This is a genomic window from Streptomyces parvulus, assembly GCF_014648855.1.
Lineage (GTDB): Bacteria > Actinomycetota > Actinomycetes > Streptomycetales > Streptomycetaceae > Streptomyces > Streptomyces parvulus.
In genome coordinates this window covers 364387-378565 of record NZ_BMRX01000009.1, presented here as the reverse complement: position 1 = coordinate 378565, position 14179 = coordinate 364387, and the positions used below count along the sequence as shown (strand labels likewise).

13 protein-coding genes are annotated in these 14179 nt (G+C 70.8%); 8 read left to right on the top strand and 5 right to left on the bottom strand.

Features of this window, described 5'->3' with window-relative positions:
* Nucleotides 1-323: 323 nt before the first annotated feature.
* Nucleotides 324-1298, bottom strand: coding sequence for a GlxA family transcriptional regulator (locus IE108_RS20030; RefSeq protein ID WP_064729193.1), 975 nt, complete (start codon nucleotides 1296-1298; stop codon nucleotides 324-326).
* A gap of 135 nt (nucleotides 1299-1433) precedes the next feature.
* Here IE108_RS20030 and IE108_RS20025 point away from each other — a divergent pair, with 135 nt between their 5' ends.
* On the top strand, nucleotides 1434-2072 hold the full coding sequence (locus IE108_RS20025; protein ID WP_189397712.1) for an HD domain-containing protein: 639 nt from the start codon (nucleotides 1434-1436) through the stop codon (nucleotides 2070-2072).
* Between the two features lie 92 nt (nucleotides 2073-2164).
* Here the strand turns inward: IE108_RS20025 and IE108_RS20020 are convergent, their stop codons facing one another.
* The 3 genes from IE108_RS20020 to IE108_RS20010 all read right to left on the bottom strand — a co-directional run bounded on the left by IE108_RS20020 (nucleotide 2165) and on the right by IE108_RS20010 (nucleotide 4576).
* On the bottom strand, nucleotides 2165-3151 hold the full coding sequence (locus IE108_RS20020; protein WP_229852173.1) for a GlxA family transcriptional regulator: 987 nt from the start codon (nucleotides 3149-3151) through the stop codon (nucleotides 2165-2167).
* Nucleotides 3139-3786, bottom strand: a complete 648-nt coding sequence (locus IE108_RS20015; RefSeq protein ID WP_064729194.1) for an HD domain-containing protein — start codon at nucleotides 3784-3786, stop codon at nucleotides 3139-3141. The genes IE108_RS20020 and IE108_RS20015 overlap by 13 nt, the downstream gene beginning before the upstream one ends.
* A 163-nt stretch (nucleotides 3787-3949) precedes the next feature.
* Complete coding sequence (locus IE108_RS20010; protein WP_189397711.1) at nucleotides 3950-4576, bottom strand: hypothetical protein; 627 nt, start codon at nucleotides 4574-4576, stop codon at nucleotides 3950-3952.
* Nucleotides 4577-4916: 340 nt separating this feature from the next.
* Between IE108_RS20010 and hemL the strand changes: the two genes are divergently transcribed.
* The 7 genes from hemL to ccsB all read left to right on the top strand — a co-directional run bounded on the left by hemL (nucleotide 4917) and on the right by ccsB (nucleotide 12696).
* A complete protein-coding gene (gene hemL / locus IE108_RS20005) occupies nucleotides 4917-6233 on the top strand; it encodes a glutamate-1-semialdehyde 2,1-aminomutase (protein ID WP_064729195.1) in 1317 nt (438 codons plus the stop codon).
* The gene (locus IE108_RS20000; protein WP_064729196.1) at nucleotides 6230-6928 is read left to right on the top strand and encodes a histidine phosphatase family protein; all 699 of its coding nucleotides are present in this window, start codon (nucleotides 6230-6232) and stop codon (nucleotides 6926-6928) included. Before hemL ends, IE108_RS20000 begins: the two co-directional genes overlap by 4 nt.
* A gap of 125 nt (nucleotides 6929-7053) precedes the next feature.
* Nucleotides 7054-8352: a polysaccharide deacetylase family protein gene (locus IE108_RS19995; RefSeq protein WP_107420242.1), complete on the top strand. Its 1299-nt coding sequence runs from the start codon at nucleotides 7054-7056 to the stop codon at nucleotides 8350-8352.
* A gap of 66 nt (nucleotides 8353-8418) precedes the next feature.
* Complete coding sequence (locus IE108_RS19990) at nucleotides 8419-9054, top strand: TlpA family protein disulfide reductase (RefSeq protein WP_064729197.1); 636 nt, start codon at nucleotides 8419-8421, stop codon at nucleotides 9052-9054.
* A 1-nt stretch (nucleotide 9055) separates the two neighbouring features.
* Complete coding sequence (locus IE108_RS19985; protein ID WP_064729198.1) at nucleotides 9056-9826, top strand: cytochrome c biogenesis CcdA family protein; 771 nt, start codon at nucleotides 9056-9058, stop codon at nucleotides 9824-9826.
* 3 nt (nucleotides 9827-9829) lie between these two features.
* Nucleotides 9830-11575 carry a cytochrome c biogenesis protein ResB gene (gene resB, locus IE108_RS19980; RefSeq protein ID WP_064729199.1) on the top strand — a complete coding sequence of 582 codons (1746 nt, stop codon included), beginning with the start codon at nucleotides 9830-9832 and terminating at the stop codon, nucleotides 11573-11575.
* A complete protein-coding gene (gene ccsB / locus IE108_RS19975; RefSeq protein WP_064729200.1) occupies nucleotides 11572-12696 on the top strand; it encodes a c-type cytochrome biogenesis protein CcsB in 1125 nt (374 codons plus the stop codon). Before resB ends, ccsB begins: the two co-directional genes overlap by 4 nt.
* Before the next feature lie 33 nt (nucleotides 12697-12729).
* Here ccsB and IE108_RS19970 read toward each other — a convergent pair whose 3' ends face one another.
* Entirely contained in the window at nucleotides 12730-14139 is a 1410-nt protein-coding gene (locus tag IE108_RS19970) for a condensation domain-containing protein (protein ID WP_064729201.1), read from the bottom strand.
* Nucleotides 14140-14179 lie beyond the last annotated feature (40 nt).

Below are 14179 nucleotides of genomic sequence, written 5' to 3'. Positions count from 1 at the left end.
CGGGGCGAGCGGTCTCTGAGCGAACTTCGGTGTCCGGTGATCGAACCCCTCGCGCACGGTGCGGCTTCGGACCGTGACCAGTCGGGGGCGTGCTGCGCATGCGGGCCTGCCCTCCGCGGTGCGGCGGCAGGCCGAGCCGCCTGCGGAGTTGCGCAGTTCTACCACGACTTTGCCGAAATTTTAGTGACGTATCTCACGTGACTTTAGGTGATCGAGGAAAGTCCCAGCTCGTGAGATCGGACCGTTGTCCGAAGTCCGTGATGCGTGCCCTGTGCATGGATCGTCGGGGTCCGCCGTCGACGGTCGCGCCGGAGCGGCTCGGGCTACTCGGACCGAAGGCGGCGGGCCGTGGCGAAGCGGCGTTGGTAGGCGGCCGGGGAGAGCGCCAGTTCGCGGGTGAACACGCGGCGCAGGCTCTCGTAGGACGGGAAGCCGGCCATGGCCGCCGCCTGCGTGGCGGTGTAGCCCTGGTCGAGCAGCGACTTCGCGATGTCGAAGCGGATCGATTCGACGTACCTGGCGGGTGTGGTGCCCAGTTCCTGGCGGAAGAGGCGGGTGAGGTGGCGCGTGCTGAGGTTGAGGCGGTCGGCGAGCGCCGCCGGGGAGTGGCGGCCGGCGGGGTCCGCGGTCACCAGGTCGACGACCGTGCGCAGGACCGGTGACCGGGGCGGTGGGCCCTGCAGGGGTGCGGAGAACTGCGACTGGCCGCCGGAGCGTTGCAGGTAGACGACCATGGAGCGGGCCACCTGCCGGCTGACGTCGGGTCCGTGGTCCTCCTCGACCAGGGCGAGGGCGAGATCGATGCCCGCGGTCACCCCCGCCGAGGTGTACGTCGTGCCGTCGCGCACGTAGAGGGCGTCGGGCTCGACGCGTGTCCTGGGGCATCTGGCGGCCAGTTCGGCGGTGATCTTCCAGTGGGTGGTCGCCCGTTTGCCGTCCAGCAGGCCCGCCGCGCCGAGTACGAACGCGCCGGAGCACACCGAGGCGACCCGCCCGGCCCGCCCCGCCAGGTCCTGTGCCGCGTCGATCAGGTCGCGGGTGACGGGGGTCCGGGGGTGGACGTCTCCGCCGGGCAGCAGGAACGTGCCCGCGTCGGGTGCGGCGGCGGAGGCGCCGTCGACGGTGATCCGCATGCCGATCGAGGAGGTGACGTCGGAGCCCGACGGTGACACCAGGTGGACCCGGTAGTCGGCGCCGAGCAGGTTCGCCTCCCCGAACACCTCGGCAGGCCCTGCGACGTCCAGCAGTTTGACCCCGTCGTAGACGAGGACCGTGACCCGGTGTGCGGCGGAGCTCATCGGGTGGGCCCTCGGTGGCTGGATCCGGGTGATTCACGGCCGGACCGAGGCGGCGCCGGGGGCGGAGTGAGCGACACCGTGGACACTGGACAGACGGTCCGCTCGCGGCACGGCGTATCGGAAAGGACTAATTTCATGGCTGACACCATCGCAGGGGTGAAAGTACCCGGGACTTCGGCTGTGGCGCAGGCCACTGAATTCATCCGGGAGACGACCAACCCCTTGATCTTCCACCACTCCCGGCGAGTTTTCCTTTTCGGCTCCCTGCACGCGCGAAGGCTGGGCCTTCGGCCCGACCCCGAGCTGCTCTACATGTCGGCGATGTTCCATGACGCGGGCCTTCTGGTCCCCTTCTCGAACACACCGCAGCGTTTCGAACTGGACGGGGCCGATCATGCGCGGGCCTTCCTGCTGGAGCGCGGGTTCTCCGGCAGCGCCGCCGAGGCGGTCTGGACGGCCGTCGCCCTGCACACGACACCGGGGATCCCCGGCCGGATGGGCCCCGAGGTCGCCGCCACGAACTACGGCGTCCTGACCGACGCGATCGGCTGGGGCCTGGACGAGGTCGAGGACGACCGGCTGGAGGAGATCGTCACCGCTCACCCCCGCGGGGATTTCAAGCGGGAGTTTCTGGAGGCATTCGTCGAGGGACTGAAGGACCGCCCCGACACCACCTACGGGACCATCAACGCGGATGTCCTGGAACACTTCGTTCCCGGATTCCGCCGGCCCTCCATGGTCGAACGAGTCCAGAACGCCCCTTGGCCGAATTGACGCGACGCGCCGGGCCCGCGCTTTCCGGCGAAGGCTCGCCCGCCTTCCGTGCGGCCCGATGACGGGCGGGCCACCTCCCCCCGGCCGAACCGTCAGGCGCTCGCGGAAGTGGAGCGGAACCGGGCGCGGTACACCGTGGGAGACACCCCGAGGGTGTTCTGGAACAGACGCCGCATGGCCTCCGGGGAGCCGAAGCCGGCCTGCCGCGCGACCTCGCCCACCGTGGCGGTGCCGGAGGACAGCAGGGCCTTGGCGGCTTCCAGCCGGACGGCGTCGACGTACCGGCCGGGTGTCATCCCCGTCTCCTGCCGGAACAGGCGGTTCAGGTGCCGCGTGCTGATGCCCGCCCCCGCGGCGAGCGCGTCCATACCGGACGAGACCGACGGGTCCGCGGTGATGGCGTCCATCACTCGGCGCACGAGCGGATGCCGGCTCGGCGGAGTCATCCGGACGCTGAACTGCGACTGACCGCCGGGGCGCGCCATGAATACCACCAGCTGACGTGCCACGTCCCGGGCCACGTCCGCGCCGTGGTCCTCCTCCACGAGGGCGAGCGCCATGTCGATCCCCGCGGTGACGCCCGCCGACGTGACGAGATGCCGGTCGCGCACGAACAGCAGGTCGGGCTCCACGCGCACTCCGGGGTAGGCGGAGGCCAGCTGGGCTGCCAGTTCCCAGTGCGTGGTGGCGCGCCGCCCGTCAAGGGCCCCGGTGTGTGCGAGGACGAAGGCGCCCGCGCAGACCGAGGTCACTCTGCGGGTACGAGCGGCGAGCGCCGCCACTAGGGAGACGAGACCCGCGTCGGCGGTGGCGCGCCGCCAGTCCCTGCGGCCCGGAACGACCAGCGTGTGCGGCCGCTCGGGCAGCTCCTCCAAGGACGCGTCGACACAGATCCGCAGCCCGCAGGAGGTGACGGTGTCGTGGCCGTCGGGCGAGACGACCCGCACGTCGTAGCGCGGGCCGGCGGAGCGGTTGGCCGCCGTGAACACCTCGAGAGGCCCGGCCACGTCGAGGAGCTGCACCTGGTCGAAGGCGACGATCACCACGACGTCGCCGCCCGGGTGCGCTACTCCGCCCACGGGGAATCGAGGATGGTGCGGACGAAGTCCCCCCGCTCGAACCCGGGCACGTAGTGTTCGAGCACGTCCGCCTTCACGTTGCCGAAGGTGGTCTCCGGCTTCGGACGGATCCCCTCGGTGAACGCGGTGAGGATGCGCCGCTTGAAGTCGGGGCGCGGGTGCAGGGCGACGATGTCCCGGCGGTCGTCCTCGGAGATGTCCGCGTAACCGATGCCGAGGACGTCGTACTCGACACCCGCGGTGACGAGCGCGACCTCCGGCTCCATGAACTCGGGGATGCCGGGGGTGGTGTGGAGCGCGATGGCCGTCCACACCCGCCGCACGCTGTCCTCGGGCACACCGTGCGACTGCAGGAAGCGACGGGCCTCGTCGGCGCTGTCGACCTCGAACCGGCGTCCGCTGGAGCGGAACTGCTCGTTCAGGCCGAGGTCGTGGAACATGGCCCCGACGTACAGCAGCTCCGGGTCGTAGCCGAGGTCCCGGTTGCGGCCCTGGAGGCTGCCGAAGAAGTACACGCGGCGGGAGTGGTGGTAGACCAGCTCGCTGGTGTGATCGCGAACCAGTTCCGTCGCCTCGCGCGCCAGCTTGGTGTCGGGCACGTGGACGCCGGCCGTGAAGCTGCTGTCCGTGGTCATGGCTTGCCACCTCTTCGTCGTGCGGTATGGGGTGCCGGGCTCGCCCGTATACGACCAGTCTTCATCCCGACAAACGCACGCGCCATGTCCGTACGGCCAGGTATCCCACACATCAGGACATGCCGTCCCGGCTAGGACCCCGCCCCGGCTGCGGAATCCCGCCTCAGGGCCACACCAGGCAGTACGGCTGGTGTCCCGCCTCATGCAGCCGGTGGCTGAAGTCCTGCCACTCGTGCAGCAGTTGGTACACGTTGAACGCGTCCCGCGGGCCGCCCCGGTCCGGGACCGTCGACCAGATGAAGGCGGCCGCGCCGACCGCTTCCTCGCCGATGCCGCGCAGGGGGTCGACGACCGTCATCGGGAGTTTCACGACCGCGTAGTCGGGATGCAGGACGACCAGCTCCAGCGGGGGCACCTTGTGCAGGGGCACGCCCTCGATGCCGGTGAGGACCATGGCGGCCATGGTCTCCGGCTTGATCTTGGTGAACATGCCGTTCATCCCGAGCTCGTCGCCGCCGAGTTCCTCCGGGCGCATCGAGATCGGGACGCGGGCCGCGGTCGCGCCGTCGGGCGCGCCGAAGTACTTGTAGGTCACCCCCACCCGACCACCATTCCTGCTCTCCGCCCCCGGCCGGCCGGCGTGCCGTGCGTCCCGGTCGGGGTCGCTCGGTGTGCCGTGTGTCTGACGTGCTTCGGACGCTTCATCCGCCTCGCGCCGGTGCCTGCCCCGCCGGGCACGTCGAGGACCCAGGTCGTCGGTCCCCTCGCCCAGTCCGCCACCGCGATGCATATCTCCACCCGACTGCTTTTCTAGGACGCGGGGCCCCCGCCGCGCAACCCGATCATCGTGTCAGTGACCTCCCCCACGGCCGCTCGCCGAAACGTGCGGTGAAACATATGTCCGTCACCAGTGCGCAGGACGGTCGGCAGCCGCGCCCGCGCCGCCTTGCTGAGCTGCGTGGACGGTCTCCAGTCTGGCAGACGGCACGGCGATCGGGGCGGTTGTCTACCCTGAGGGAGGTCACCCTGGGCAACCAGGGGCCGGGGCGGGACCGGGCAGGGCCCGAGCGAGGCCCGCGCAGAGTCCGATACGTCGGAGAAGGTCGAGAAGGTCGGAGAAGTCGCAGGTCATGAGCGAACTGGCATACCCATACGAAGCACCGGCCTCCCAGGCTCTGTTCGACCGCGCGGCGGCCGTCACCCCCGGCGGCGTGAACTCCCCGGTGCGCGCCTTCCGCGCGGTCGGCGGCACGCCCCGGTTCATGGTGTCCGGCACCGGGCCCTACCTGACCGACGCGGACGGGCGCGAGTACGTCGACCTGGTCTGCTCCTGGGGGCCCATGATCCTCGGGCACGCCCACCCCGAGGTGATCGCCGCCGTGCAGGAGGCGGTCGCGCGCGGGACGTCCTTCGGCACGCCCGCCGAGGGTGAGGTCGCCCTCGCCGAGGCGATGGTCGAGCGGGTCGCCCCGCTGGAGGAGGTGCGGCTGGTCTCCAGCGGGACCGAGGCGACCATGTCGGCGATCCGGCTCGCCCGCGGGTTCACGCGACGCACCAAGGTGATCAAGTTCGCCGGGTGCTACCACGGCCACGTCGACTCGCTGCTCGCCGCGGCCGGCTCCGGCGTCGCCACCTTCGCGCTCCCCGACACCCCCGGCGTCACCGGCGCCCAGGCGAGCGACACGATCGTGCTGCCGTACAACGACCTGGAGGCCGTGCACGCCGCGTTCGCCGCGCACCCCGGTGAGATCGCCTGCGTGATCACCGAGGCGTCCCCCGGCAACATGGGCGTCGTGCCGCCGCTGCCCGGTTTCAACCAGGGGCTGAAGGACGCCTGCGCCGCGAACGGCGCGCTCTTCGTCTCCGACGAGGTCATGACCGGGTTCCGGACGAGCCGCGCGGGTTGGTACGGCGTGGAGGGCGTCGTCCCCGACCTCATGACCTTCGGCAAGGTCATGGGCGGTGGGTTCCCCGCCGCCGCCTTCGGCGGGCGCGCCGACGTCATGGCGCACCTCGCCCCGGCCGGCCCCGTCTACCAGGCCGGCACCCTCTCCGGGAACCCCGTCGCCACCGCCGCCGGGCTCGCCCAGCTGCGGCTCCTCGACGACGCGGCGTACGAGAAGGTCGACGCCGTGTCGCGGCGGATCCAGGGGCTCGTCACCGAGGCGCTCACCAAGGAGGGCGTCGCGCACACCCTCCAGAACGCCTCCAACATGTTCTCCGTGTTCTTCACCGACCGGCCGGTCACCAACTACGACGAGGCCCGGGCGCAGGAGTCCTTCCGCTTCACCGCCTTCTTCCACTCGCTCCTCTCGAACGGCGTCTACCTGCCGCCGTCCAGCTTCGAGTCCTGGTTCGTCTCCACCGCCCACGACGAGCGCGCCGTCCAGCGCATCGCCGACGCCCTCCCGGCGGCGGCCCGAGCAGCCGCGGAGGCCACGGCATGAGCGAGACGAGCGAGACGCGCGACGACGACCTCACCGTCGTCCACGTGATGCGGCACGGCGAGGTAGAGAACCCCACCGGCGTGCTCTACGGCCGCCTGCCCGGCTACCACCTCTCCGAGCTGGGGCGCCGCATGGCCGACCGGGTCGCCGAGCACCTCGCCCCCCGCGACGTGACCTACGTCGTGGCCTCCCCGCTGGAGCGGGCGCAGGAGACCGCGACGCCGATCGCCAAGTCGCACGGGGTCGACCTCGACACCGACACCCGGCTGATCGAGGCGGGCAACGTCTTCCAGGGCAAGACCTTCGGCATCGGCGACGGCGCGCTGCGCCGGCCCGGCAACTGGAAGCACGTCGTCAACCCCTTCCGCCCGTCCTGGGGAGAGCCGTACGTCGACCAGGTCGTGCGGATGAAGGGCGCGCTGGACGCGGCCCGCGACCAGGCCCGCGGGCACGAGGCCGTGATCGTCAGCCACCAGCTGCCGATCTGGATCCTGCGCTCGTACGTCGAGCGGCGGCGCCTGTGGCACGACCCGCGCAAGCGGCAGTGCACGCTGGCGTCCCTGACGACGTTCACGTACCGCGGCGACCGCATCGTCTCCGTCGGCTACACCGAGCCCGCCCGCGACCTCGTCCCCGCCCACCTCCTCGCGGGCGCCAAGCCGGTGAAGGGGCAGGGCAAGGCGTACGGCGCCTGACCCGGCGGTACGGCCCGGGACGGTGTGACGCCCGTTACCGAATCCGCACACGTTTTCGCGAACCCACCCGTTCGTCGCGTCCTCTCACAGGGTGACCACCCAAGGACGCGACGAACGAGGTTGCGATGCGCACTTCCAACCGCACTCTCACCCGCAGGGGGATGCTCGGACTCGGCGCCGGCGCCGCGGCGGCCGTCGGGCTCGCGGGCTGCGGCACCGGTTCCCACCAGTCGTCGAGCGGCTCGCACCAGGCCGGCGGCTCCGCGGAGCCCTCGCCCTCCGGCAGCGGCACGGCCCCCGCGAAGCCCATCGGCGACGGCTCCACGTCGTACACCGGCAAGCAGCCCCACCAGCCGGACGCGCCGGTGCCGTTGGAGCCCGGCCAGACGCCTCCGCAGTTCGTCGTGTTCTCCTGGGACGGTGCCGGCGAGGTCGGCAACGGGCTCTTCCCGCGCTTCCTCGACCTCGCGCGGGAGCACGGCGCGCACATGACGTTCTTCCTCTCGGGCCTGTACCTGCTGCCCGAGTCGAAGAAGCGCCTCTACGACCCGCCGAACAACCCGCGCGGCGCCTCCGACATCGGCTACCTCACCGACGCCCACATCAAGGACACGCTGAAGAACGTCCGCCGGGCCTGGCTGGACGGCCACGAGATAGGAACCCACTTCAACGGCCACTTCTGCGGGGGCGGCGGCTCGGTCGGCAACTGGACCTCCGCGCAGTGGCGCAGCGAGATCGACCAGGCCAAGTCCTTCGTCAAGGAGTGGCGGACCAACAGCGGCTGGACCGACCTGCCGTCCCTGCCCTTCGACTACGACAAGGAACTCGTCGGCGGCCGCACGCCCTGCCTGCTCGGCCAGGACAACCTGCTGCCCACCGCCCGCGAGCTGGGCTGGCGCTACGACGCCTCCTCGCCCGGCGGCCGCCAGGTGTGGCCGGCCAAGAAGGACGGCGTCTGGGACTTCCCGCTCCAGCAGATACCGTTCCCCGGGCACTCCTTCGAGGTGCTCTCGATGGACTACAACATCCTCGCCAACCAGTCGGTCAACTCGACCAAGGCCCCCGCCCACAACTACCCGGGCTGGCGCGAACAGGCCACGAACGCCTACATATCCGGCTTCAAGCGGGCGTACGAGATGAATCGGGCACCCTTCTTCATAGGCAACCACTTCGAGGAGTGGAACGGCGGCATCTACATGGACGCCGTCGAGAACGTCCTCAAGCACGTCGCGCGGGAGAAGGAGAAGGGCGAGGACATCCGGCTCGTCTCCTTCCGCCAGTTCACCGACTGGATGGACGTGCAGAAGCCGGAGGTGCTGGCCAAGCTGCGCACCGTCGAGGTGGGGCAGCGGCCGGCCGGTGGCTGGAACGCCTTCCTCAAGGACGCGCCGGCCACTTCGGGAGCACCCTCGAACGCCGCCTGAAATGCGGGTTTCGGGCCGTGAGGGGGGTGCGCAAGATCCTCGGAACGGACATGCGAAACTTTTCACATGAGTGCCGCCAGCCGCGCCCCCCTGCGCTCGAACCGCACCGCCGCCCGCCCGAGCGGTCGCGCCGTCCTCGCCGTCGGTGCCGCCGCCGCGGCGCTGCTCGTGTCCGCGTGCAGCTCCGGCGGCACCTCGGGCGGCGGCGGCCAGACGGGCTTCATCACCGGCTCGGACGGCATCGCGACCGCCAAGCAGGGTGAGCGCGCCGACGCCCCCGAGCTGTCCGGCAAGACCGTCGACGGCGGCCAGGTCGACGTCGCCGACTTCAAGGGCAAGATCGTCGTCCTGAACGTGTGGGGCTCGTGGTGCGGGCCCTGCCGCGCCGAGGCCAAGAACCTGGAGACGGTCTACAAGGACACCAAGGACCAGGGCGTCCAGTTCGTCGGCATCAACACCCGCGACACCTCCACCGGTCCGGCCCGCGCCTTCGAGAAGGACTACGGGATCACCTACCCGAGCCTGTACGACCCGACCGGCAAGCTGATGCTCCGCTTCGCCAAGGGCACCCTCAACCCCCAGGCCATCCCCTCGACGCTCGTCATCGACCGGGACGGCAAGGTCGCCGCGCGCACCCTCCAGGCGCTCAGCGAGGAGAAGCTGCGCAAGATGCTCGACCCGTACCTCCAGTCGGAGAAGTGACGTGTCCGCAGTGACCACGCTGGCCGCCGAGGGCTACAACGGCACGGTGCTCAACGGCGCCCTCCTCGTGGCCCTCCCCATCGCCCTGCTCGGCGGCCTCGTCTCCTTCTTCTCGCCCTGCGTGCTGCCCCTGGTCCCCGGCTACCTCTCCTACGTGACCGGAGTCACCGGCACCGACCTCGGCGAGGCCCGGCGCGGCCGGATGGTGGCCGGCGCCTCCCTCTTCGTCCTCGGCTTCACCGCCGTCTTCGTCTCCAGCGGGGCGCTGTTCGGCTACTTCGGTGACACGCTGCAGGAGAACCGGGGCGTGCTGAGCAAGGTGCTGGGCGTCTTCATGATCCTCATGGGCGTCTTCTTCATGGGCCTGATGCCCTGGCTCACCCAGCGCGAGTTCCGCTTCCACAAGAAGCCCGTGAACGGCCTGGTCGGCGCCCCGATACTCGGCGCCCTGTTCGGCATCGGCTGGACCCCCTGCATCGGCCCGACCCTCGCCTCCGTGCTCGCGCTCTCCGCCGACCAGGGCACCGCCGGCCGCGGCGCGATACTGACCGTCGCCTACTGCCTCGGCCTCGGCGTCCCCTTCGTCCTCGCCGCGATCGCCTTCCGCAAGGCACTCGGCGCCTTCGGCTGGATCAAGCGGCACTATGTCTGGGTGATGCGCCTCGGCGGCGTCATGATGATCGCGACCGGCCTGCTGCTGGTCACCGGCGCGTGGGACGCCATCGTGCAGGACATGCAGACCTGGTCCAACGGCTTCACTGTGGGGATCTGACCGATGAGCAAGACGACGACGGGCGAGACCCCGACAGCCACCGAGGAAGGGGAACTCGGCGCCGCCGGCTCCCAGCTCTCCACCGCGCCGGCCGAGGAGGCCCCGAACCTCCCCTCGCTCGGCGTCATCGGCTGGGCCCGCTGGTTCTGGCGCCAGCTCACCTCCATGCGCGTCGCGCTGCTGCTGCTCCTGCTGCTGTCCCTGGGCGCGATCCCCGGGTCGCTGATCCCGCAGGACGGCGTCGACGCGATGAAGGTCGAGGAGTTCCGGCAGAACCACGACATCCTGGCGCCGGTCTACGACAAGCTCGGCCTCTTCCACGTCTACAGCTCGGTGTGGTTCTCCGCGATCTACATCCTGCTGTTCGTCTCCCTCATCGGCTGCATCGTCCCGCGCACCTGGCAGTTCGTCGGCCAGCTCCGCGGCCGCCCGCCGGGCGCCCCGCGGCGCCTGGACCGGCTGCCCGCCTACACCAGCTGGCGCACCGGCGCCGAGCCCGAGGAGGTGCGCGAGGCCGCGCTGGCGCTGCTGAAGAAGCGCCGCTTCCGCGCGCACGCCGTCGGCGACGCCGTCGCGGCCGAGAAGGGCTACCTGCGGGAGGTCGGCAACCTCGCCTTCCACATCGCGCTGATCGTGATGCTGATCGCCTTCGCGTGGGGCCAGCTGTTCAAGTACGAGGGCAACAAGCTGATCCTGGAGGGCGACGGCTTCGCCAACACCCTCACCCAGTACGACGACTTCAAGTCCGGGAACCTCTTCGACCAGGACCAGCTGGACCCGTTCAGCTTCTCCCTGAAGGACTTCCGCGGCACCTACGAGCCGACCGGCCCCAACCGCGGCACCCCGCGGATCTACGAGGCCCACGTCACCTACAGCGAGGGCGCGGACGGCGCCGAGAAGACCAAGACCATCAAGGTCAACAAGCCCCTGGAGATCGAGGGCTCCAAGGTCTACCTCGTCAGCCACGGCTACGCCCCCGTCGTCACCGTCAAGGACGCCAAGGGCAACGTCGTCACCGACAAGCAGGCCGTGGCCCTGCTGCCGCTGGACTCCAACGTCACGTCCTCCGGCGCCATCAAGGTGATGGACGGCTACCGCAACGCGAAGGGCGAGAAGGAGCAGCTCGGCTTCAACGCGTTCTTCCTGCCGACGTACGGCGGCAAGGGCAGCACGATGCTCTCCACCTTCCCGGCGCTGATCAACCCGATGCTCGCGCTCTCCGCCTACCACGGCGACCTCGGCGTCGACGCGGGCTTCCCGCAGAGCATCTACCAGCTCGACAAGACCAACCTGAAGGAGTTCAAGGGCTCCGACGGCAAGCTGTTCAAGAAGCAGCTGAAGGTCGGCGAGACCATGACCCTCCCGAACGGCGCCGGCTCGGTCACCTTCAACGGCATCCACGAGTGGGCCGGCTTCCAGGTCACCCAGCAGCCCGGCAGCGGCTGGGCGCTCGGCGGCGCCGTCGTCGCCATCCTCGGCCTGGCCGGCTCGCTGTTCATCCAGCGCCGCCGCGTCTGGGTACGGGCCGTGCGCGGCGCCGACGGCGTCACGGTCGTCGAGATGGCCGGCCTCGGCCGCAGCGAGTCCGCGAAGGTCCCCGAGGAACTGGGCGACCTGGCCGGAACCCTGTACGACCAGGCCCCGGACGCCCCGGACGCGCCGGACGCACCGCAGAACGACGACGACACCCCCGATTCCCCGGACTCCACCGACACCCGCGCCGTACCTGCCGAAGGGGCTGAGAAGTGAATCTCGCCGCCGCGACCAACGAGAATCTGGCGAACGTCAGCAACACGCTGATCTACTCGTCGATGGCCGTCTACACCCTGGCCTTCTTCGCGTACATCGCCGAATGGCTCTTCGGCAGCCGCAGCAAGGTCGGCCGCACCGCCGCCGCGCTCACCGCCACGGACACCGCCAAGGCGGCCAAGGCGAAGTCCGGCCCGGCCGTCACCGTGAACAAGGCCGGCGGCACCGCCGTACTGGAACGCCCCGAGGTCGTCGTCCGCGCCGCCTCCGGCTCCCGCGACGTGCCCGACGGGCCCGGCGCCCACGGCGGCACCGAGCAGGGCGACCTGTACGGCCGGATCGCCATCTCGCTCACCCTCCTCGCCTTCGCGATCGAGGCGGGCGGCGTCCTCACCCGCGCGCTGTCCGTGCAGCGGGCGCCGTGGGGCAACATGTACGAGTTCAACATCACGTTCACGACGGTCGCCACCGGCGTCTACCTCGCGCTGCTCGCCCTGAAGAAGAACGTCCGCTGGCTCGGCCTGCCGCTGATCACCACGGTCCTGCTGGACCTCGGCCTCGCCGTCACGGTCCTCTACACCGCCAGCGACCAGCTCGTGCCGGCCCTGCACTCGTACTGGCTGTACATCCACGTCTCCACGGCGATCTTCTGCGGCGCGGTCTTCTACGTCGGCGCGGTCTCCACGATCCTGTACCTCTTCAAGGACTCGTTCGAGAACAAGCTCGCCTCCGGCGGCACCCCCGGCCGCTTCGCCAACTCGGTCCTGGACCGGCTCCCCTCCGCCGCCTCCCTCGACAAGTTCGCCTACCGCGTCAACGCCGCCGTCTTCCCGCTGTGGACGTTCACGATCATCGCGGGCGCCATCTGGGCGGGCGACGCCTGGGGCCGCTACTGGGGCTGGGACCCCAAGGAGACCTGGTCCTTCATCACCTGGGTCGCCTACGCCTGCTACCTGCACGCCCGCGCCACCGCCGGCTGGAAGGGCCGCAAGGCCGCCTACCTGGCCCTGATCGCCTTCGGCTGCTGGCTGTTCAACTACTACGGCGTCAACATCTTCGTCTCCGGCAAGCACTCGTACGCGGACGTGGGCCTGGGCGCCCTTCAGTCGGTGGGCTTCTGAACGAGGGGCCCCAGGGCCCGGACGAGCGTCCGTTCAGTCCACCGGCGGACGGGCGCGGGCCACGCCCGAGACGACGTCCCTCAGACGCTCCACGTACAGCCGCAGGTTCTTGTGCGCCACGTCCGTGTCCGGGTAGCGGCTGGCGAACCACAGGCCCTCCGGGAGTCGGGTGACCCAGGCGCAGACCTGGTCGCCGTAGGAGACCCGGAGCAGGGCGTACGCCGACTGGTCCGGCCAGTCGCCGGCGCCGGGGACGTCGCGGGCGTCGACGTACGAGACGATCGAGTACAGGTCGGGCGAGGTCGGCCGGAAGTCGGTGCCGAGCAGGCGCAGCACCCGGTCGATGGGCATGCGGGACAGCCGCCGGTTGGCCTGGAGTTCGGCCCGTACGGTGCGCAGGGCGCTCGGGAAGTCGTGGGCCTGCGCCGCCGGGACCTCGATCGGGGCGCCGCCCACGTACCAGCCCACGGACTCCGACCACTGGGACCGGGACCGGGTGTGGAAGGGCACGACCGTGCGGTAGACGGGCTCGCCGCCGATCTCGTGGACGATCAGCGCGGTGGCGGCCAGGACACCGACCAGGCTGCCGCCGTACGGGCGGCAGTACGCCTCGAACGCGGCGGCGTCGTCCGCGTCCACCAACGGCTCGCGCAGCATGCGCTGTTCGGGCAGGACCCCGTCGGGACGGACGCCCAGGTCGACGGGGAAGGACGGCAGCCGCCCGTCGCAGCGGCGGATGAACTCCCGCCAGCGGGCGACGACGTCGTGGCCGGCGTCGATCCGGTCGGCGTCGGCGCGCTCGGCCTCGCAGAAGTCGACGTAGGAGCCGACGCGGGGCCGCGGCACGGTCCTGCCCGCGACGCCGGCCGCGTACAACTCGCCCACCTCGGCGGGGATCCGGTAGATCGAGTACGCGTCGACGTTGCTGTGGTCGAAGGCCATGTAGACGCTGACGCCGTCGTCGCGGACGACCGCCGTGTAGATGAGGTTGGGCCAGCGCAGCGCGTCCGCGACCCGGTCGAAGCGGTCCTGGAGGTGGCGGGCGAGGCGCGTCGCGTCCGGGAAGTCGCCGATGTCCTCGCGGTGCAGGGACACGGAGTCCGCGTCGAGGGTGAAGCGCCGCATGTCGTCGCCGTTCTCACCGCCCCACCGGAAGCCGCTGCGCAGCGTCTCGTGCCGCAGGGTCCAGGCCCGCAGCGCCTCCTGGAGGACGTCGAGGTCGACCGGGCCGGGGATGTCGAAGGCCGCGCCGAGCCAGGTCGGCACGAACAGCCCCTCCTCGCGCACCGACCGGGCGGTGCGGATGTGCGACTCCTGGATGTACGCGGGTGGTCGCGCGTCCTCGGGCAGCGCCGCCGCGATGTCGAGGGTGCGGGGACTGAGCGTCCACTCGACGAGGCGCCCGGGCCGGATCTCGCAGCGGTGGATGTCGGTCATTCGCACGAGGGGTCTCCGTTCGCAGATGTAACAGACCCGACCAAGG